General features: G+C 49.0%; 17 protein-coding genes. 11 read left to right on the forward strand and 6 right to left on the reverse strand.

Annotated features, from left to right (window positions below; all coding sequences use genetic code 11):
- The first annotated feature begins 1 nt into the window (after position 1).
- The gene (locus tag H027_RS0111325; protein ID WP_024872574.1) at positions 2-1,882 is read left to right on the forward strand and encodes a methyl-accepting chemotaxis protein; all 1,881 of its coding nucleotides are present in this window, start codon (positions 2-4) and stop codon (positions 1,880-1,882) included.
- A gap of 61 nt (positions 1,883-1,943) precedes the next feature.
- Here H027_RS0111325 and H027_RS0111330 read toward each other — a convergent pair whose 3' ends face one another.
- A complete protein-coding gene (locus H027_RS0111330) occupies positions 1,944-2,633 on the reverse strand; it encodes an NUDIX hydrolase (protein ID WP_024872575.1) in 690 nt (229 codons plus the stop codon).
- Positions 2,630-3,160: a nicotinate-nicotinamide nucleotide adenylyltransferase gene (locus tag H027_RS0111335; RefSeq protein WP_024872576.1), complete on the reverse strand. Its 531-nt coding sequence runs from the start codon at positions 3,158-3,160 to the stop codon at positions 2,630-2,632. The genes H027_RS0111330 and H027_RS0111335 overlap by 4 nt, the downstream gene beginning before the upstream one ends.
- A 110-nt stretch (positions 3,161-3,270) precedes the next feature.
- Between H027_RS0111335 and H027_RS0111340 the strand changes: the two genes are divergently transcribed.
- Genes H027_RS0111340 through nadE form a run of 3 tightly spaced genes read left to right on the forward strand, consistent with a single transcriptional unit; the run spans position 3,271 to position 7,202 of the window.
- Entirely contained in the window at positions 3,271-3,903 is a 633-nt protein-coding gene (locus H027_RS0111340; protein ID WP_024872577.1) for a nicotinamidase, read from the forward strand.
- 23 nt (positions 3,904-3,926) lie between these two features.
- Complete coding sequence (pncB, locus tag H027_RS0111345) at positions 3,927-5,159, forward strand: nicotinate phosphoribosyltransferase (protein WP_024872578.1); 1,233 nt, start codon at positions 3,927-3,929, stop codon at positions 5,157-5,159.
- Between the two features lie 6 nt (positions 5,160-5,165).
- On the forward strand, positions 5,166-7,202 hold the full coding sequence (nadE, locus tag H027_RS0111350; RefSeq protein ID WP_024872579.1) for an NAD(+) synthase: 2,037 nt from the start codon (positions 5,166-5,168) through the stop codon (positions 7,200-7,202).
- A gap of 55 nt (positions 7,203-7,257) precedes the next feature.
- Here nadE and H027_RS0111355 read toward each other — a convergent pair whose 3' ends face one another.
- A complete protein-coding gene (locus tag H027_RS0111355; protein ID WP_024872580.1) occupies positions 7,258-7,458 on the reverse strand; it encodes a heavy-metal-associated domain-containing protein in 201 nt (66 codons plus the stop codon).
- A gap of 170 nt (positions 7,459-7,628) precedes the next feature.
- On the opposite strand from H027_RS0111355, the gene H027_RS0111360 reads away from it, so the two are divergent.
- Together H027_RS0111360 and cueR are read left to right on the forward strand one after the other, a co-directional pair.
- Positions 7,629-10,025: a heavy metal translocating P-type ATPase gene (locus tag H027_RS0111360; protein WP_024872581.1), complete on the forward strand. Its 2,397-nt coding sequence runs from the start codon at positions 7,629-7,631 to the stop codon at positions 10,023-10,025.
- 6 nt (positions 10,026-10,031) lie between these two features.
- On the forward strand, positions 10,032-10,457 hold the full coding sequence (gene cueR / locus H027_RS0111365) for a Cu(I)-responsive transcriptional regulator (protein ID WP_024872582.1): 426 nt from the start codon (positions 10,032-10,034) through the stop codon (positions 10,455-10,457).
- Between the two features lie 153 nt (positions 10,458-10,610).
- On the opposite strand, the gene H027_RS18400 is transcribed toward cueR, so the two are convergent.
- On the reverse strand, positions 10,611-12,317 hold the full coding sequence (locus H027_RS18400; protein ID WP_024872583.1) for a methyl-accepting chemotaxis protein: 1,707 nt from the start codon (positions 12,315-12,317) through the stop codon (positions 10,611-10,613).
- A gap of 602 nt (positions 12,318-12,919) precedes the next feature.
- Here H027_RS18400 and H027_RS0111375 point away from each other — a divergent pair.
- The 5 genes from H027_RS0111375 to H027_RS18685 all read left to right on the forward strand — a co-directional run bounded on the left by H027_RS0111375 (position 12,920) and on the right by H027_RS18685 (position 19,386).
- Entirely contained in the window at positions 12,920-13,111 is a 192-nt protein-coding gene (locus H027_RS0111375; protein WP_024872584.1) for a hypothetical protein, read from the forward strand.
- Positions 13,112-13,365: 254 nt separating this feature from the next.
- Positions 13,366-15,981 carry an EAL domain-containing protein gene (locus H027_RS17785; protein ID WP_024872585.1) on the forward strand — a complete coding sequence of 872 codons (2,616 nt, stop codon included), beginning with the start codon at positions 13,366-13,368 and terminating at the stop codon, positions 15,979-15,981.
- A 38-nt stretch (positions 15,982-16,019) separates the two neighbouring features.
- On the forward strand, positions 16,020-17,306 hold the full coding sequence (gene nosR / locus H027_RS0111385; RefSeq protein ID WP_038149263.1) for a response regulator c-di-GMP phosphodiesterase, NosR family: 1,287 nt from the start codon (positions 16,020-16,022) through the stop codon (positions 17,304-17,306).
- A gap of 14 nt (positions 17,307-17,320) precedes the next feature.
- Entirely contained in the window at positions 17,321-17,875 is a 555-nt protein-coding gene (locus tag H027_RS0111390; RefSeq protein WP_024872587.1) for a response regulator, read from the forward strand.
- A 2-nt stretch (positions 17,876-17,877) separates the two neighbouring features.
- Positions 17,878-19,386 (forward strand): ATP-binding protein, encoded by a 1,509-nt coding sequence (locus H027_RS18685; RefSeq protein ID WP_024872588.1) that lies wholly within the window; start codon positions 17,878-17,880, stop codon positions 19,384-19,386.
- Positions 19,387-19,423: 37 nt separating this feature from the next.
- Here H027_RS18685 and H027_RS0111400 read toward each other — a convergent pair whose 3' ends face one another.
- On the reverse strand, positions 19,424-19,747 hold the full coding sequence (locus H027_RS0111400) for a hypothetical protein (protein WP_237657947.1): 324 nt from the start codon (positions 19,745-19,747) through the stop codon (positions 19,424-19,426).
- A 149-nt stretch (positions 19,748-19,896) separates the two neighbouring features.
- A complete protein-coding gene (locus H027_RS0111405) occupies positions 19,897-21,021 on the reverse strand; it encodes a carbohydrate porin (protein ID WP_024872590.1) in 1,125 nt (374 codons plus the stop codon).
- Positions 21,022-21,090: the final 69 nt, after the last annotated feature.

The raw sequence follows: 21,090 nt of genomic DNA on the forward strand, positions 1-21,090 counted from the left end.
TATGACACTGAATATCAAGAACCGGCTATTACTGGCGCTGGTGGCGTTGCTGGTGGTGATGACGGCGATCCAACTGTGGGGCATGAGCCAATCATTGGAGGCACAGGCAAAAACAACGGTCAGTAATTATGCGCAGACGGTCGCCAAAACACAGGTGAATTATCTGAAATATTGGTTGGATAACAGCGGCAGCATCATTGATTCCGCCAAGCAGGCTTTGTCTAAAGCTGGCGGCGATCCGGTGCCAGCTTTGGCTCAGGCCCAAGCGGCAGGCAAATTGGAAATGGTGTATGCCGGGACATCGACCGGGCAGATGATGGTCTCCAATGACTGGAAAGCGCCGGATGGCTATGACCCCCGCATACGAGGCTGGTATAAGGATGCTCGCGCCGCCGGCAAGGCCATACTGACAACTCCGTATGAAGATGCCGGAACCCATAAACTGCTGATCAGTATTGCGGAGCCTTTTGATTATGGCAATAACCAAGGGGTTATCGGTGGCGACATTGTCATTCAAGAACTTATTGATAATGTTAATAAAATTCAATCGGAAGGGATTAGCGGATTGCTGGTCGACAGTGCGGGCAACATTGTGGCGTACAAAGAGGCTGCACTCGCGCTGAAACCGGCAACGGATCTGGCTCCCGAATTGAATTTAGCAGCCGTCCAGAGCATGTCTCAGAATAATGAATTGCATGAAATCACGATCAATGGGATGACCACCTATGTGGTCTTTAAGCAGATCCCGGGTTATGACTGGTATTTTGGCTTGCTGTATGACAAAACCGTGGCCATGCAGAATATGACTCAGCAGCTAGAACACACGGTGCTGTTCGGTTTGATCCAACTACTGGTGGTGGTGGGTGCTGCCTTCGCGATCATTCGGGGGATGCTGCATCCGTTAGATACGATGGCGGAAGCGGTGGCGGCCTTGTCGCGGGGGAATGGCGATTTAACGCAGCGTCTTGCGGTGACCAAGGACGACGAAATCGGTGCGGTGACCCGCAATATCAATGCTTTTCTCGATAAACTGCATGACATGATGCTGAAGATCGCTGACTCCGCCAAGGATTTGGATCGACAGGCGGGTCAATCGCGCGATATGGCGGCGCAAAACAACACTTCGCTACAACATCAGCAGCAGGAAATTTCACAGATTGCCACGGCTGTGCATGAGATGTCGGCGACGGCCAATGAAGTTGCCAGCAATGCCGAGCAGACCGCACAGGCGGTGCGTGAATCCGCGAACAGTTGTGAAGAGGGTAAGGGGGTAATTGCCCGCAACCAGCAATCCATTACCCGTCTGGCCAGTGAAGTCGAACAGGCATCGGGCATTATTCGTGAACTGGAACAGAATGCCCTGCAAATCAATACTATATTGGCAACCATTCAGGGGATTGCAGAACAAACCAACCTGCTGGCGCTGAACGCGGCGATTGAAGCGGCGCGGGCGGGGGAACAGGGGCGAGGGTTTGCGGTGGTGGCAGACGAAGTTCGTGTGTTATCCCAGCGAACACAGCATTCCACCGGTGAAATCAGGAGCATGATCGAGACACTGCAACGTAATACGCATCAGGCCGTGAGCACGATGGAACAAAGTCAGATGCTGGCTCAAGGCAGTGTCGACGATGCCCAGAATGCGACCTCCGCGCTGGATATGATCACGCATGCCATCGCACAAATTGCTGATATGGCAATGCAAATCTCCAGTGCGGCAGAAGAACAACGCGCAGTGACGGAAGAGGTCGGCCGCAACATTCAGGCAACCAAGGATGTGTCGGATGATCTGAGTGATATGGCTCGTCGCTCCAATGAATTGGCGGCCGATCTGCACGAAATCTCGCGGGATTTGAACCAGCAGGTGAACCATTTCCGCGTATAAGCGTTATGTGTTGTACATCGCTATGACCGGCCTCTGCCGGTCATTTTTTTAAGCGGGAGGGTTATTCGTCAACTGTTTCCGTTGATGCGCCTTGCATCATCCGGTCAAACAAACGAACCGGACAATCGGAATGATAGCGATAGATCGTGGCGGGCGAGCCGCGTCCCTGCACGCGTCTACCGGTATCCTGCAAAACATCGGCACTGAGGATCCGCTCGCGGAACGCCCGTTTATGCAGCGGGTTACCTAATACAATTTCATAAATCCGCTGTAGCTCGGGGAGCTTGAGTTCCTGTTCTGCCAGATAAAGTGGCAACGTGCTGTAACGGGCTTTGGTATTCAACCGCTCCAACGCTTTTGCCAGTAATACGGCATGATCAAAGGCCAGTTCCTGCGATTGATTCAGTACGTTCTCGACAGGAACCCAATGTGTATCTTCATGCGTAGAACTGGAACAACTGAACCGGAGCAGAGCCAGATGTAACACCGTCATCGACCAGCCATCTGGATCGCGCTGACGATTGCCGATGGTGGCCACCTGTTCAATGTAATCCGGTTTTAAACCGGCTTTGCGTTCCAGAATTCGGCAGGTTGCCTGTTCCAGCGTCTCGTCGCGATCTTCAAAGACCCACCCTCCTGGTAGCGCCCAGAAACCGGGATAGGCCCGGCTATCCGACGGTCTTTGCCAAAGCAAAACCTGTAATTCGTTATCCGCGATACGCAGTAATACGGTATCAATGGTGGTGATCATGACGTGTGCTCACTGTAAACCGGGTGCGTTGACAGGAATGAGGCAACGCAGGATGTGGTCATGCCGGTGATCGGTTTATGCTGCTTCAATGCGGCACGAAGTTTGGTGCTGCGCACCGAAATGCGCTCTTTGACGACGAGCAACTGCCAGCGACGACGAATGTCATCAGCGCGATAAAATTTATCAAACGAGGCAGCATTATCGGGGCCGATCACCAGAAAAAGCTGATCGTCCGGCTGGATCTGCGACTGCAAAGCAGCCAGCACATCAAAGCTATAGACCGGCTTTTCACCGGCAATTTCATGTTCAAGGGCATGCAGGGTGACGCGAGGATCGGCGAGATCCTGCGTAAACAACTCCACCATTTGGCAACGTACCGGGTAAGGTGCCATCTTTTTCCCCCAGGCATGGCGGAAGGCAGGAACCAGCCATACCTGATCACACTGTTTCAGTGCTTGTTCAATGACATCTTTATGACCCAGTGTGGGCGGGTTAAACGCCGAGCCCATCACAGCAATACGCGACATTCAGCAACCTTCTCTGTTTTTCATCCCGGAAATAATAATTGACATATTGGTTCCTCTGCAATACCTTTTGCGATATTGGTATCTTACAGGAACCAATTCAGGGAGCAAAAATGAAAATTGCCGCAATCGATGTGGATGTGCAAAACACCTTTACCCCCTTGTGCCCGGATGAATTGCCTGTGCCGGAAGGCCACCTGATTGCACAGGCACTGAATGCACAGGCGGGATTAGCCGACTACCGCATCATGACGAAAGATGCACATACCCCGTTAGCTCCCTGGGTCGTGCCATCGCATGCAGAGATGTTTCAACCGGTCGGTTTACCTGAGGCCGATGTAACCTGGGTGGCACATGCAGTACCCGGCAGTCACGGTTTTAACCTCATTGAGGGCTTACCGGCCGTTACGGATTATGATTTTCTGGTCTATAAAGGGGTCGAGCCGACACTGCATCCGTACGGTGCCTGTTATCACGATTTGTCGGAAAAACTCTCGACCGGGCTGATTGAATGGTTAAATCAGCACCAGGTGTCCTCGGTGATCGTGGGTGGTCTGGCGTTGGATTACTGTGTCAAAACGACGGCATTGCAGCTGAAAAAGGCCGGGTTCAATGTGCTGGTCAATCTTTCTGCCAGCCGGGGCATTGCGGATGACACAATACAAGAAGCAATAGAACAAATGCGGCAGTCAGGCATCTTATTACCCGGTGATCTGAACGAACTGAAATGGTTATTGAACACGTAATTCTGTAAAAACGGGAGCAGCCCATGTCTGACACTCTCTGTATCCAAAGTCTCATTGATACCGATTTTTATAAACTCACCATGCAGCAAGCCTATCTGCATCAGTTGCCCAATGCGGAGGGGGTCTGGGAGTTCTATTGCCGCAGTCATGAAGACCTCACGCCCTATATTTTTCAGATCCGCGAGCAATTAGAGGCTTTGGCGGATCTTCAGGCCACCGAATCCCAACTGGCTTTTCTGCACAGCCGGGCACCTTATCTGAAAGACGATTATCTGGCCTTTCTGCGTCTGTTCCGCTTCAATTTGGATCAGCTCGATGTCCGTATTGAAAAAGGGCGCCTGATCATCAGGGTGAAAGGGCCGCAGTTGCATGTATCGCTCTTTGAAATTCCGGTGATGGCCACGGTCAGTGAGATCCGAAATAAAATGCTGTATCCGGGGCTGAGTGAAACGCAGATCCGCAACAGCACCCAACACAAGATTGAGCAACTGAACCGGTTGGGCGATAGCGTCGATTTAGATGATTTCCGTTTTTTTGATTTTGGCACGCGGCGCCGTTTCAGTTATCAGGCGCAGCACATTGTGGCCGAAATGCTGCAACAGGCGGTGCCCAAACAATTTGGTGGTACCAGCAATCCGCATCTTGCCCAGGCATTACAATTACCCTTTTTAGGCACTATGGCTCACGAATGGCTGCAAACGCACCAAGGACTGAATTACCGTCTGGTCGATAGCCAGAAGGCGGCGCTGGAAAACTGGGTGCGGGAATATCGGGGCGATCTCGGTGTGGCGCTGACTGATGTCATCGGCGTCGATGCTTTTTGTCGCGATTTAGATCGTTATTTCGCCAAACTGTATGATGGATTTCGTCATGACAGTGGCGATCCGATCCTTTGGGGTGAGAAAATCATCGCGCGTCTGGAAGCGCTGCGCGTCGATCCGACCCGCAAGATGCTGGTGTTTTCCGACGGACTGGATTTTTCACGGGCTGTACTGATCTATAAACACTTCAAAGGGCGGATACAAACTTCGTTTGGGATTGGCACCTGGCTGATGGCCGATTTTGAGGTGAACAAACCGTTGAATGCGGTCATGAAAATGGTCAGCCTCGGTGGCCAGCCGGTCGCCAAGATTTCGGATAGTCCGGGTAAAACCATGTGCCATGACCGGGCGTTCCTGACCTATTTAATGGACGTTTTTGCAGTTGATGCCGGTGTTCGCGAGCATGTGTTGCTCAACGCCGGACAGGGAGTATAACGAATTATGCGTCAAACACTGACAATCGCTACCGCCAGTATTAATACCACGCCACTGGATCTGGATGGCAATCTGGCCTTGATCCGTGCGGCGGTCGCCGAAGCGGTGCAACAGCAGGCCGATCTGGTTTTGCTGCCGGAACTCGCACTGACCGGCTATGGCTGTGAAGATATGTTTTTCTCGGCGGACTGGGTCGAGGTCATGCCCGCTTATCTGAGTCAATTAGCCGAGAGTTTGCCTCCGTCGCTGATGGTCGCGGTGGGCTTTCCATTGTTGATCCCCGGCGGGCAGGTCTTTAATGCCGTGGCGTTACTGAGTCAGTATCAGATCCACGGGGTAGTCTGCAAACAACATCTGGCCCGTAACGGTATCCATTATGAACCTCGCTGGTTTACTCCCTGGCCTGCGGGTGAAGTGATGACGCTGGATCTGGCCGGACAGAATGTCCCGGTCGGCGATATCGTGTTTGAAGTGGAAGGGATCCGTCTCGGTTTCGAAATCTGCGAAGATTCCTGGGTGGCCTCCCGTCCGGGCCGTAGCCTGTATGAACGTCAGGTCGATGTGATCATGAATCCGTCTGCCAGCCACTTTGCATTGGGCAAACAGAAAACTCGTCGTCAGTTTGTCTGCGAAGGTTCTCGCGCTTACGGGGCGGTGTATGTGTATACCAACCTGCTGGGGTGCGAAGCAGGCCGGGCGGTGTATGACGGCGATGCCATGCTGGCCAGCAACGGCGAACTGGTGATGAGTTCAGATCGTTTAAGTTTTGCGCCGTGGCGCGTGCAGTCAGCCACCGTGGATATCGGGCTGAACCGTTCACAGCGCCTGATCAGCAGCCAGCGTCTGCAACCTTCCGAACAACACGGTATTATTGAAATTCCTTTTAACTGGCAGGCGGAAGACTACTTCCGTGAGCTGTCACCACAAACCACGTTTGCCGATGAAGATCCACATGCGGCGGCTTGTCGCGCGATTGCACTGGGACTGTGGGACTGGCAACGTAAAACCTACACCAGCGGTTATGCATTAAGTCTGAGTGGCGGCGCTGACTCGGCCTTGTGCGGTACGCTGGTCTGGTTTGCACAGGTGCAGGCCGCATTGACGTTAGGTGAAGAGGCTTATCGTCAGGTGCTGGCCCAGGGGCGGATTGATGTGGCTATGCGGGGGGATAAACCGCTGCTGGCTTGGATCCACGATGATGTCATGCCGCATGTTTTAACGACGGTCTATCAGGGCTCGGCCCATAGTGGCAGTGTGACCCGTAATGCGGCGGCAGGTTTGGCCGATGAAATGGGGGCACAGCATCACGACTGGTCGATTGCTGAGCTGGTGGCCGGTTATCTGAAACTGGTCAACGACCTCACACCGGATAACCCGATGACCTGGGAAAAAGACGATCTGGCATTGCAGAACATTCAGGCGCGGGTTCGTTCTCCCGGGATCTGGCTGATCGCCAACCGCCAGAATAAGCTGCTGATGGCCACCTCGAATCTATCTGAAGCCAGTGTCGGCTATTGCACCATGGATGGCGACACCTCCGGGGTTTTGTCACCGATTGGCGGTGTCAGCAAATCCCGCGTGTTACAGATCAATCGTTACATCATGGAGCAGGGCATTCCGCTGCAGGATAGCCCGGATCTGCCGCGTCTGGCGTTAGCCGCGATGGAAGCGATCGTACATCAGGCTCCTACGGCAGAGTTACGCCCGGTTGAACAAACGGACGAAGCTGATTTGATGCCCTATCCGGTAATGGATGCTATCCGTCGCATTAACCAGACGCAGAATGTCACGCCCAAAGGGGTGCTGCAGGTGTTGTTACGCGGTGAATATGCGCAGATGTACAGCAAGGAACAACTGGTTGCCTGGATCAAACGTTACTTTGGTCTCTACTGCCGTAACCAGTGGAAGCGTGAACGTATTGCCGCCAGTTTCCACATTGAAGCTGACAGCGCCGATCCCAAAACCTACCGTCGTTTCCCAATTTTGGCGAATCAGTTAAAACGAGAGCTGGCAGAAATGGAAGCCTTTGCCCGTCAACTCTGATCATCATTGCAGCCTGCCGAATCCGTGCGGGCTGCAACGTTTATGCGGTTAAGCCTTACAGTTCGCTCGGCGTGTAACCGGCTTCATCCAGTAATGTGATCAGCGCAGGCGCGTCGAGTTTGCCATCCACAGTCACTTTATGTTGGCTCAAATCGATCTGTATCTGTGCCGACTGATCCGCCTGTTGGATCAGTTTAGTAATCGTCGCCACGCAATGCTGGCAAGTCATGTCCGGGATTTGCAGTGTGGTCGTCATCAGTGTTTCTCCTCAATACGTTGCTCTGTGATTTTCTCTTAGTCTGAACCTTACCATTGTTGGAAGGTCAAGCCGGAATATTGAATAAATTGTTTAAATAATCAGCTTGACCTTGCCATGATGTCAAGGTCGAAGCTATTACTAGAGTAGATGCAACAGGAGCACAAAAAATGACCGGACAGAAAACAGAACGGCTGGTGTTGCCGATTCAGGGGATGTACTGCGCCGCTTGTGCAACCCGACTGGAAAAAGTATTAGGCAAAATAGACGGTGTGGATCACGTCAGTGTGAACTTGGCGAGTGAGAAAGCACAAATAGAAAGCGCCGTAAAAATAGCACCGGCTTTGCTCATGAGTGCTGTGGAAAAAGCCGGGTTCAGCGTGCCGCAACGTACCGTGACATTGCAAATCAAGGGCATGCACTGTGCAGCCTGTCAGCAACGGCTGGAAAAGGTCTTGAACAAAGAGCCGGGCGTCATTTCGGCCGTCGTGAATCTCGCTAGCGAAAAAGCACGCCTGCAGGTCTTGCCGCAGGTCGATGATGCCCAGTTATTGCGGGCCATTGCGAAGGCGGGTTATGAGGGCATTGTCCCTGATGCAAACGCCAGTGCTGCCGAGCAGGCGCAACCTCCGAGCGATACAGATCGGTATTGGTTGATTGTCGGGGCATTGTGCGTCTTGCCGTTGTTATTCCCGATGATCGCAGGGTTGTGGGGCGCACAGCTTGAGTTACCGGTGTTCTGGCAGTTCCTGCTGGCGTCGGTTGTGCAGTTTGGTTTGGGGTGGCGATTTTATCGCGGAGCCTGGGCAGCAGTGCGGGTCGGCAGCAGTAATATGGATGTGCTGGTGGCGCTGGGAACAACGGCCGCCTATGGCTTATCGCTCTATCAGTGGTTGTTACAGCCCCATCATGCTCATCTTTATTTTGAATCGTCAGCAACTGTGATCACGCTGGTCTGGTTTGGTAAATGGTTGGAACAACGCGCGAAACGCCAGACCAGCGAGGCGATCCGTGCCTTACAGGCCTTGCGTCCGGATCAAGCCTGGGTCGAGCGGGACGGCATCGAACAATGGCTGCCCTTGGCCATGATCCAACTTGGTGATCGCATTCGGGTACGTGCTGGGGAGCGGGTGCCGGTAGATGGCGAGATCGTAGAGGGGAGCAGTCATCTGGATGAGTCATTGCTCACCGGAGAAAGTTTGCCGATCAGCAAAGCCGCAGGCGATAGCGTCAGCACGGGCGCCATGAACGGTGAAGGGTTGTTATGGATCCGCACTGCTGCATTAGGTGAGAAAACCCTGCTGGCTCGGATCATCGCGCGTGTCGAACTGGCCCAGATGGCGAAACCGCCGATCCAGCGAAAGGTGGATCAAATCAGTGCGGTATTTGTTCCGGTGGTCTTGGTATTGGCACTGCTGACCGTGACCGGGTGGTACGTATTCACCGGGCAAGGTGAGGCTGCGCTGATCCATGCGGTGTCGGTGTTGGTCATCGCCTGTCCTTGCGCCTTGGGGTTGGCAACACCAGCGGCGATCATGGCCGGGACGGGAACGGCTGCCCGGCACGGTATCTTGATCCGTGATGCTGAAGTGCTGGAGCAGGCCGAAAAAGTCGACATGGTGGTGTTTGATAAAACTGGCACCCTGACGATAGGCCATCCGGCGTTAATGGCCCAGCATTCTCTTCAGAACCATGATGAACAGGCGTTGCAGATTGCGGCTGCCTTGCAGCAGGGCAGTGCTCATCCGCTGGGTATTGCCTTGCAACAGGCCGCGCAGCAGCAGGGGCTGACATTGCCAGACTTAACGCAACTCACGACCGTGGCCGGGATTGGAGTGCAAGGTCAATGGCTGGCCGATCAGTATGCACTGGTTGGTGCACAGGGTTTAAGCCGGTTCCAAATCACGCCGGATGCGGCATTGCAAACCAGCGTAGAAGCGCAATATCAACAAGGCCGCACGGTTTCTTGGCTCATTGAAAATAATAACGCCGTCGCCTGGTTTGCGTTTCAAGATCCGCCAAAACCGGAAGCAGCTACTGCGATTAAAACGTTGCAGCAAGCGGGTATTAAAGTTGCGTTGCTCAGTGGCGATCATCGGCAAAGTGTAGAGCAAACCGCGCAGTTACTGGGCATTGATGATCTGGCGGCACAGGTATTGCCGGAACAAAAAGCCGAGGCGATCGTGAAATGGCGGAATCAGGGTTTTACGGTAGCCATGGTGGGGGATGGTATTAACGATGCCCCGGCATTGGCAGAGTCAGATCTGGGGATTGCCATGGGGTCGGGTACCGATGTCGCGATGGCCAGTGCCGCCATGACGCTGATGCGTAACGATCCGCGTTCGGTCGCCGATGCGCTGAACATCGCCCGACTGACCAGTCGCAAGATACGGCAAAATTTGTTCTGGGCTTTTATCTATAATGTGGTGGCTTTGCCACTGGCAGTATTTGGATTTCTTGACCCCATGCTGGCTGGGGCTGCGATGGCCTTCAGTTCCGTGAGTGTGGTAACCAATGCCTTGTGGCTGACGCGCTGGCGTCCGGCGCAGTCGAAAGATCAGGAGTAATGAACGATGTCTGATGTTTTTCTCACCATCGGTGAAATGGCCAAACGGAGCGGATTGACGGCGAAGATGATCCGCCATTATGAAAGTTTAGGCTTGTTACCACCGGCGCATCGCAGCGATGCCGGTTACCGACACTATCAGGAACAGGATATTCGTCAGTTACGTTTTATCCGTCAGGCGCGGGAACTGGGTTTTTCCCTGCCGCAAATTGGCGAGCTATTGTCACTTTGGCATGATGAACAGCGTTCCAGCAGCAAAGTGAAACAACTGGCACTGGAACACATCACGATTTTAGATCAGAAAATTGCCGAATTGATGCAGATGAAAGCGGGTCTCGAAAAACTGGCCAGCCAGTGTCATGGCGATGATAATCCGGATTGTCCTATCTTGGATGAGTTGTCCTGCTGTCATTCAGCGGCTACGACGGAGTAATTATCAATGGCATTGTCATCAGCGAACGTTTGACCACCCAATAGAGCATTGGAGCCAAAGGTTTCGCGATATATGGCATAAAAAAAGACAGGCAGATTAGCAATTTACATTGCAGCATCTGCCTGCAGATTGAAATTATTAGTATTGAAATGCTCAGTGATGATGAGCCGGTAACGTGTATTTTCTCACCATCTCATCCATGACTTGAGCGTGCTGGCTGAGTACTTTGCTCGCTTGGCTTAACTCAGTCACCACCTGTTCGGTTTCTTCGACGGAATCGCGAATGGCCACCAAACTGTCAGTGACCTGATTGGCTACGACACCTTGCTCTTCTGAGGCCGCTGCAATCATTTCACTGCGTTCAGCCAGATGGCTGGTTTGTTCTGCAATTTGCTCAAATCCGGTACTGGCTTTCTGGGCATTTTCAACGGCAGTATTGGCGGCATCAATGCTGTTTTGCATCAGAGAGACTGCCTGACGGGTACCTTGCTGCAGACCCGAAATCATATCAGCAATTTCCTGTGTCGCTTGCTGGGTTCGGCTTGCCAGCGTGCGAACCTCATCGGCAACCACGGCAAAACCTCGGCCTTGTTCTCCTGCGCGAGCGGCTTCAATTGCAGCATTTAATGCCAGCAAGTTAGTCTGTTCTGAAATACCACGAATGGTGTCGACCACAGAACCGATCACGGAAGCCTTTTGTTCCACCCCGGTGACAGAATCAGCGCTGGTGGATAAATTATCAAACAGGGTATTCATAGACACGATGGCTTCTCTGATTTGAGCCACACCAGACGCCGCCAGTGAATCGGTACTCCGGGTTGCATCAGAGGCATCATTGGCATTTTTTGCGACATCCCGGATGGTAGTCGCCATTTCTTCCATTGCGGCAGCGACAGAATCGAGGCGTTGACGTTCATCACGTACGGCATGTTCAACCTGATCCATCCCACTATTCATTTGTGATGATGCACTAGCAAGCGAAAGTGACATATCGCGTTGCTGCAACAGCATATTCGCAAGGGTATTACGGGTATCTTCCACGGCATGGTTGATCTGGGCAAATTCATCTTTACCGTTTATGTTCTGTTTCTGACTCAAATCGTGACGGGAAATGAGATTCAAGGCATGCAGTGAGCTTTTTACCTGCTGGCCAATGGCTTTACTGAATAAGGTGATAACGCCGCCGATCAATAACAGCATGATGACAATCAGGATGCCACTTTGCTTGAGATAATCTGCAAAGGCTTTATCGGCACGATCAACATAGACACCTGACACCAGCATGTAATCACCCATTGGGTAGACATGTGCTACTTTCAATATACGTTCTGAAGTGCCGGGTTTGACATAGGGATAAACAATAGATTCTGGAGTATTTCCCTGTCCTACACGGGCGAAAGACTGATTAACATTTTCATCCCGACCTTCCACTTGAACAGGATCTAAAAAACCCCCTTCACGACTGGCATCCGGTGGATAAATGATCAGTTTGCCTTGTCGATCAACCAGGAATGCATAACCGGATTTATCCTGTTCCCAGCGTGAGTCGGTCAATATCTGGCGGGCATTCGCCATAAAATGCGCAGGGTCTCGTTGTTGTGTAGCTTCGAGTTGGGCATGTAACGCAGTAAGCTGATTGATCATGCCATGGACAATTTCTTCACGAATAACATCTCTGGCGGAAAATGCGTTCCAGATATTACCAGCAATGGTGCATAAGATGACTAACCCTAGCAGCAGCATCATTTTGCCAGTAAAACGATAGTTAGCGATAAACCGGTTTATTATTGATTCATGTTGGTTGGAGGGTATTGTGTATGATACCGTCCCATATGAACCTAAATCCCGTGTGTTATTCATGTGATTTCCTTTGTTTATAAAAAATGACATTTGTTGTTGTTTTGTTATGTGCCTTGGTGTTAACACGAATATTCGCTAAGCAACTATTAAGTATAATAATGTTTTTATTATTTATTTTTATCGCACCATTATGGCGAACTCTTAACAAAAGAGAGCTGGATTGTTACAATCCTATGATTTATCAGCTATTTTTGAATAAATCGCATACAGTTTAACGCGGCAAGCTTAAGCGAGTAAAGATCGAATTATATGTTACTAATAGCTTTGTGATCTAAAACTAATCACTGCTTTTTAGTGTCTTGATAGTCGTTAAATCTGAACGTCTTTATTTAAAAATATAAGCTATAACTCTATTTCATAATATCATTACAATATATTTTATTATTTGTTTGTATTGTTTCAATTTGTCACAAATAAAGGTTATTAACATTACCGTTTAAATTTGTCTCTAATGAAACCGTTTACATGGTTTCATGCTATAACATTCGCAATGGATCACAAAATTACGCATGAAACTTTCATTTTTGTTGGTGCCTTTGTTTGACAGCGATAAACTTAAGTTGCAATAGGTAGTGGGTAGTATAGTGACAAGGGCGTAGGCGATGAAACAAAGTAAATCAGGCCAATTTAGTTACGATCTTGAGAACATGTCTTACGCAGAAGAACAGCAATTCTGGGTAGAGTTTGAAACTATGCTGCAACGCTCCAGAGACAGTGGCGCGTTTATGTCAAATACCGATGTAGAAGAAAGTTATACACCGGTAATATTCAGTTCTAACGTGATTCTTCATTAAGTTTTAGTCTATACGGCGCAGCCTCCTCCAATTCATCTCATCTCCATGTTTCGCTAACCTCCCCAAAAGCTGATGCTTTTGCTATTTGTCACGGGACATGGAGAATTATTCTCTGTGAATCAATGCATTATGCTATGTAAATACGCTTATTTATTGTTGTCAGTACAATAAAGTGAAACGGCTCGCAATGGTGATAACATCACTTAAGCTATAACTATATAAGCTTAAATAAAATAATTAGCGGGGGCCTTGGGATGGCGGCTGATAATCCTGAAGTGGTGATCATCATTGCGGATATTTCGCGGCAACAATGGCTGTATGCCTTATTAAGTCGTTATTACCATGTGCGAACTAAACTACCAGATGATGATGCTGTTCGAAAAATAGCATTATATTTGTTCGATGAGCCTGCATTACAGCTGCATCTGCCATGGTTAGAACAGTGGCGACGGTCAATTCAGCCCGATTCACCATCGGTTTTATTATTGAGTGATACTAACCAAACCTCGTTAAGTGAAGAACTACAGGGGCTGGTCGATGAAGTGTTACCAGCGGATATGGAGGCTGAACATTTGCGGGAACACATCAATCAATGGCTTCGCTTACGTGACAGTGTTCAAATCTGGATGAAAGCGTCTAGCAGCAAACAGATACTCGCAGAACCACTCTCTCACCCCACCTCGGTACTAAATAATGTACCAATTAAAAGAAACACCAACGACTCTCTGTTAACTGACATATCGCTACCTGATGGTCTCAAGTCAGATTTGTTGACGTTATTCTTTGAAAGTTCATCGCAGGGAATGTTCATCTGCGACATGCAAGGATGTCTTATTGCCGTCAATCCGGCATTTTCTGCAGTCGTGGGCTATACCCAAGAAGAATTGAAAGGTTCTCAGCCTGATTTTTTATTACCACTGCGGGGTAACGATGATTATTACAAAGAGTTTCGGCGCTTGGTTTATGAACAGAATGGATGGGATGGGGAACTGTCCGGTCGGCGTAAAGACGGCGATATTTTTCCTCTGTGGTTAACATTGCGTTTTTATCCGACACAGCCAGAACTGGTAGAAGGCGTCAAAGAAGGCTATTACATCGGTATTCTGACCGATCTCAGTGTCAGCCGCATGCTGGAAGACAGCGTGATACAACTCTCGCGAACCGACTCCCTCTCTGAACTGAATCGCGTGTTATTGGAAGAACGGTTAACACTCGATATCCGACAAGCTGAACGTCATCAACAAAAGGTCGCTGTTTTTTATATCAATTTACGTCGATTCCGTGCCATCAATGACCGTTTTGGATATGCCATTGGTGATTGGGTGTTGATGGCTCAGTTGCAGCGTCTCCGGAATTTGGTTGGTTGCAACGGCATGGTGTGCCGCCTGTTTGCTAATAATTATGTTCTGGTGTTGCCTGAATTGAATGACCTGGTCCCTGCAATGACGTTGGCAGACACCATTATGGAACAGCTCTCACAACCCTTGTTTTATGATCGCAAAGAAATTGTGTGCCATCCGGTCATTGGGATTGCGGATTATCCGCAACATGGCAATAACGCAGCCGAACTTATTCGAAACGCCGACACGGCCATGGATTGGTGCCGACATAACGGTGAATGTCATATTCAACTCTTCAGTGCCGATTTGCATGCTGATCTGCAACAACGTCTCAATTTGGAACGCGAGTTAAAACAAGCGTTACAAAACAAAGAGTTTTTCCTGGAATATCAACCGCAACTAACGATGAAAAGTGGTGGCGTAAACAGTGTTGAAGCATTAATTCGCTGGCGTTCTTCTCGAGGCGTTATGCAGCCTAAGGATTTTATTTCATTTGCGGAAGAGTGCGACTTGATTATTCCGATCAGCACTTGGGTGTTGAATGAAGCATGTCGGCAGGGCGCCTGTTGGATAGAGGAAGGTTTCAACGTCACGATTGCGGTGAATTTGTCAGCCTCACATTTTCAGAACGACATGTTGGTGGAACAAGTTTCTTCCGCATTACAAAGCAGTGGGTTTCCGGCCAAGATGTTAGAGCTTGAGGTTACGGAAAGCTGCATTATGCTCGAAGTCAGCAAGAGTATTAACACACTCAACGAGCTTAAGGCATTGGGTGTTTCATTATCGGTGGATGATTTCGGTACGGGTTATTCCAGTCTGAGTTACCTGAAACTGTTTCCATTGGACAAGCTGAAAATTGATCAATCATTTGTTCACGACCTATCAGTCAGTAACAGTGATGCCGTCATTGTCAGGGCTATTATTGCGCTTGGTCATGCCATGGGGCTTTCCATTGTTGCTGAGGGGGTAGAAACACAAGAACAATATGCCTTACTACGTTCATGGCAGTGTGATGCGATGCAAGGCTTTTTATTCTCACCACCTACCACGGCCAGTGCGCTGCCTGCGATTGCACAGAAAATTACGGCACAATCCCAAGAACATCCAACATCGCCAACCGTCAAAGAGACCAAACATGTCTTACTACTGGTTGATGACGAACCCTCTATTTTGAACGCTTTGCGTCGAACTCTGCGCAGTGGTGATTATCAGATCATTACGGCGAATGGTGCGGAAGAAGCAATGGATGCTCTGGCTCGCTATGATGTAGGGGTCATCGTTAGTGATAACCGTATGCCGGGCGTCAGTGGTATTGAGTTGTTACGTCAGGTGAAAGAGCGTTACCCCCAAATTATTCGGATCATGCTGAGTGGTTATGCTGATTTTACTTCCCTTTCTGCTGCAATTAATGCCGGGGAGATTTTCCGTTTTCTGAGTAAACCCTGGGAGGATGATCAGATTAAGAGTGCAGTGCGTGATGGTTTTGTGAAGTTCGATGATCAACGCTTACTGAATAAAATATCAAACTAGTCGCATTATTGATGGAAAATAATTGAAGGATCATAAACATGGCTACTCCGTTTACCATTTTGTTGGTCGATGATGAGCCGAATATTCTCAGGGCATTGAACCGTTTGCTGCGACCGGAAGGCTATCATTTACTGACAGCTGGCGGTGGCGCAGAAGCATTGATCACCATGGCCAGAGAACCTGTGGATCTGGTTATTTCTGATATGCGCATGCCTGAAATGGACGGTGCTGTTTTTCTCTCTAATGTGCGAAAAAACTGGCCTGATACGATCCGTTTGTTGCTGACCGGTCATGCGGATATGTCGCAAACCGTATCTGCCATTAATCAGGGGGAAATTTTCCGGTTTATTGCCAAACCTTGGGATGATCAGGAGTTGCTGATCATTGTCCGGCAGGCCCTGGAACAATTGCATTTGCGTCGGGAAAATCAGCGATTACTGAAGTTAACGGCTGAACAGAATGAGGCACTAAAACAGGCCAATAATACATTAGAGCAGAAAGTGGCACAGCGCACGGCGGAATTGAGTCAACTGGTGTCGTTTCTGGAGCTCACTCAAGATGAATTAAAGGATTCATTCAGAACGTCATTGCAAGTGTTTTCCGGCATCATTGAAATGCGGTTTGCTGACTGGGTTGGGCATAGTCGGCGTGTTGTGACCCTCGCCGAAGCACTCGCGAAATATATTGGCTTGAAATCTGAGGAGATTGAGGCTGTTGCATTGGCGGCCACGCTGCATGATATCGGCAAGGTGGCCCTGGCGGATAACCTGCTGTCTAAAGCGCTGGCCAGTCTGAATCGTCAGGAAAAAGCAGAATTCATGGAGCATCCAGCCTTAGGGCAAATGGTGCTGTTACCCATTCCAGCACTAAATCTGGCGGGAACGTACATACGGGGACAGCATGAAAATATGGATGGCAGCGGATTTCCTGATCACTTGAAAGGGAAAGACATTCCTGTTGGTGCCCGCATATTGGCGATTGCGGCTGATTATGATGAATTACAAATGGGGTTGTTGTTGCCACAGAGCATTACGGCAGAGCAAGCCTATTTGTATATTCGGGAAAATGCCGGGCAACGGTATGATCCAGATTTAATTCCAGCATTTCTTAAGGTTGTGGATGCATTAAATGCCCGTGTTAAAGAAAAGGCGTTAACCAGCGCTCAAGTGAAACCTGGCATGGTATTATCTCGCGATTTATACAGTTCCGCTCGATTCCTATTGCTTGCAAAAGGGCGCAAACTAGATCCTTCCATTATCGATCACATCTGCCGTTTTGAACGCACAGAAGGAAAACCCGTCGTCATTTACGTGCGACAGGAATGAACTAAGGAGTGAGCATGGAAAGAATTTTGCTGGTAGACGATGAACCCATGATTCTAAAAGCATTGGTTCGTTTACTACAACGCACACCGTGCTTGTGCGATGGGCGATTGTTTAAACTGGAGATGGTTACCTTTACTGACCCTGTCAAAGCACTCGATTATGCACGGGAAAATCAAATCTCATTGGTTATTTCCGACTACCGGATGCCGGGCATGGATGGTGTTAACTTACTCACATCGATAAAAACATTACAGCCCAATGCTTCACGTATCATTATTTCCGGATATGCCGATCTTAACGCGCTGATCGAGGCGATTAATCGTGCCAATATTTACCGTTTTATTGCCAAACCATGGAACGACTATGAACTGACATCCACGGTCGGACAAGCACTGCGTCACCGACAACTGATGTTGGAAAATCAGTTACTGGCTGATCAGCGACGTGTCGCATTGGGAAAGTTATCGGGTAATGATCTGATGCTAAAGCGCCTGGAGCTGGAAGAACCCGGCATCACGAATGTGAATTGGGGGCCTGATGGTTCAGTCATTCTGGATGATGAGGAATAAGCATGGCATTGGTATGGAATGATGAATATCTCACCGGTATTCCGGAAATCGATGAGCAGCATAAAGGTATTTTCCGTGAGATGGGCTCATTAGCTATGAGCCTGTTGCAGGGCAAGCCAAATGAAGAAGTTCTGGAGGAGTTGAAACATCTGGCAGCCATTCTGCGAGAACATATCAATTATGAAGAACTCATGATGTTTCAGGAAGGATGTTTGCCAGAAGTGATTTGGGGACATTCGGAAGATCATCAGCTTTTCTTGCAGCATTTACATACCGCCAGTACTGAATTGATCACCCGCGATGAGATCCGAGCTTTCCTGCGATATGCCATTTTCTGGATGCGTTACCACATTCTGACCATTGATAAACCCGTATGTTCTCAGTTTTTGGCGATGCGTCAGGGGATGAGTGCAGAGGAAGCACACGAACGTTCAGCTGCCATCGTGATTGAGGCTGTGCCTTTAATTCTTGGCGGATTACATCAGACCTATTCCGAACTCTATGATTCCCAGTTGCATGTGGTGCATCAGAACAGCCATTTACTGGATGTACAGCGAAAACTGAAGCAAACCAACCAGGAATTAGAAGATCGCGTTATTTTGCGTACCAATGAGCTGACGGAAGCGAATAAAAAGCTGCAGGATGAATATGAAAAGCTGCGGTTGCTGAATCAGAAACTGGAGAGCGCACAGGGGCAGCTTTTACAATCGGAAAAAATGGCCGCCATCGGACAGCTTGCTGCCGGGGTTGCACATGAAATCAACAATCCGGTCGGATTCGTTAATGCCAACTTAGGCACATTGAAGAGTTATGTCGAATCTTTATTATCTTTAATTGGTACGTTTGAACAGGTGTCGAACGAGTTGCCTGCCGGAGTGCAGAACCGATTAGATGACATTAAAAAGAATATAGAGTTGGATTACGTCCGGCAGGATATCATCGATTTGTTAGCTGAATCAGCAGATGGTTTAGATAGAGTGAAACAAATCGTGCAGGATCTGAAAGATTTTGCACGTGCTGGTGAATCAGTCTGGCAGAATTCTGATTTGCATCGTGGTTTAGACAGCACGTTGAATGTGGTCTGGAATGAACTCAAATATAAAGCCAAGGTGCATAAAGAGTATGGTGATTTACCCTTGGTGCGTTGCGTGCCGGCACAAATCAACCAAGTCTTTATGAATATTCTGGTGAATGCGGCACATGCGATCGACAACATGGGCGATATTACGCTGAAAACCGGGGTTGAAGGCGATTATGCCTGGATCTCAATTACCGATACTGGACGCGGAATGTCAGACACGGTGCGTAAACGTATCTTCGAGCCGTTTTTTACCACCAAACCGGTTGGGCAAGGTACCGGCTTGGGGCTTTCGCTGACCTATAGCATTATTCAAAAACACAAAGGACGCATTGAGGTTGAAAGTACCGAAGGCGTTGGTACTACATTTAAGATTTATTTGCCTATTGCCGGGTTGGGCGAACAATCACGTGAAGAATCTTCAGTCATGTGACGAAAAATGCTAAACGGTTTTCAAAATATCAATTTGATCATGGCTTATGCTGGGGTTTAATCTGAAATAATTCCAGCTTTTCCAATCCCATTTTATCGTCTTTCAGCCGAAGCAGGCAGGCAAAGGTGACGGGTGGATTTTGTTTTTTGACTTCACCCGTTACCAGCCATTTATGTGCTACGGCCAGTGGTCTGACTTCACTGACCTGAATATCCAGTAATGAGCCCATCCGATAAGCCACGAGCGTCTGACAGGTTTGTTGTGCCAGCTGAGCATAGTTGTTTGTGCTGGCTAGACTCTGTCGGCAAAACAGAACAGTCATAACCAAAAAGAAAGAAGCGAGTATGCGGAATATCGTCATGGTTAATTTTTATGAATAAACAAAGGTGAGAATAATCAAAGCTTAACACGGCCAGCTATTCATTCCTGATAATCCAAACAAAAAACCCTCGCCGAAGCGAGGGTCCAATAGGCATTTTACTTCTGGCTTACGCCATCTGCACAGGCAGATTAGAAGAAGTATTTGAAACGTACGCGTGAACCGTAATCAGTTGGTTTAGCCAGAGCTGCACTAGCTGCATCTTTAGCCAACTGCTGAGTCCAGTATGCACCTAAGTACATGTCGAAGTTGTCTAAGCCCATAACTGATGGGATTTTGTAAGAAGCATATACTTCATGAGCATCTGCTTTAGCATCACCGATAGCTAAATCAGTGTTAGCTTTAACTTTCTCGTTACCGAACAGGTAACCTAACCAGAAGTTCTGGTATTGAGCACCAGCACCAACGCTGAATTGATCGTTGGCAACGGCAGACAGATAAGCGGCACGAGTTACGATGCTCAGGTCTGGGCTAACTTTGAATGTTACGTTACCGCCGACACCATTACGTTTTGACAGGTCAACTGGACCGTTAACACCATCAACCTTGAATGCATCGGTAATAACGTTGAATTCACCACCTAAAGCTGCAGATACCATATCGCCGGTATATGCCATTACTGGACGCAGTACGATTGGGTCATGAGCTTTGTATGCAGCCAGGCCACTGGTCAGATAGTTTGAACCAGCAACAGGCAGTGTATTTGAATTGGTTGAGTCGCCTGAGCTGTAATCACCGTATGAAGCGCCCAGTTCGTAGTACATTGGACCAACCAGTTTGTTGATCATCATAGCACTGTTGTTACGACCACGAGCTTCAGATGCTTTATACATTTCATAACCGCCAGCCCAAGTATCTTGACCAGCTGGAGTCAGGTCATAGGCTTCGAAATGACCGAATTTGTAAGCCCAGTCGTTTTTAACACCGAAGGTTACGAAGGCATCATCAGAAGCCGCAGCACCAGATGAAGTCACTTGAGGTACTACAGTGAAACCGCCGAAGTTGCCATTTGACAGTACACGCTCACCAGAAATGGTCACGTCGATACGGCCACTGTTACCAATATGGTCAGTACCATTGCCATTGCTAGCATGTTGAGTAACAGAAGAGTTGATGTGAGACATGTCAAAGTTGTATTCAACATCACCAGCCAGAGTCAGTTTACCCTGTGGAGTGTCGAAGGTAGCACCAGCGTGAGCGGCAGAAGCTACGAACAGAGCCAGTACGCTAGGTACCAATACGTTCAGTTTTTTCATCGTCATCTTTCCTTGTTATGAGGGATGCCTGATTAACCTCAGGCTTGGTTATTCTTTTGAAAAGTTTTT

Origin of the sequence: Tolumonas lignilytica (assembly GCF_000527035.1) — a bacterium.
GTDB classification, from domain to species: domain Bacteria; phylum Pseudomonadota; class Gammaproteobacteria; order Enterobacterales; family Aeromonadaceae; genus Tolumonas; species Tolumonas lignilytica.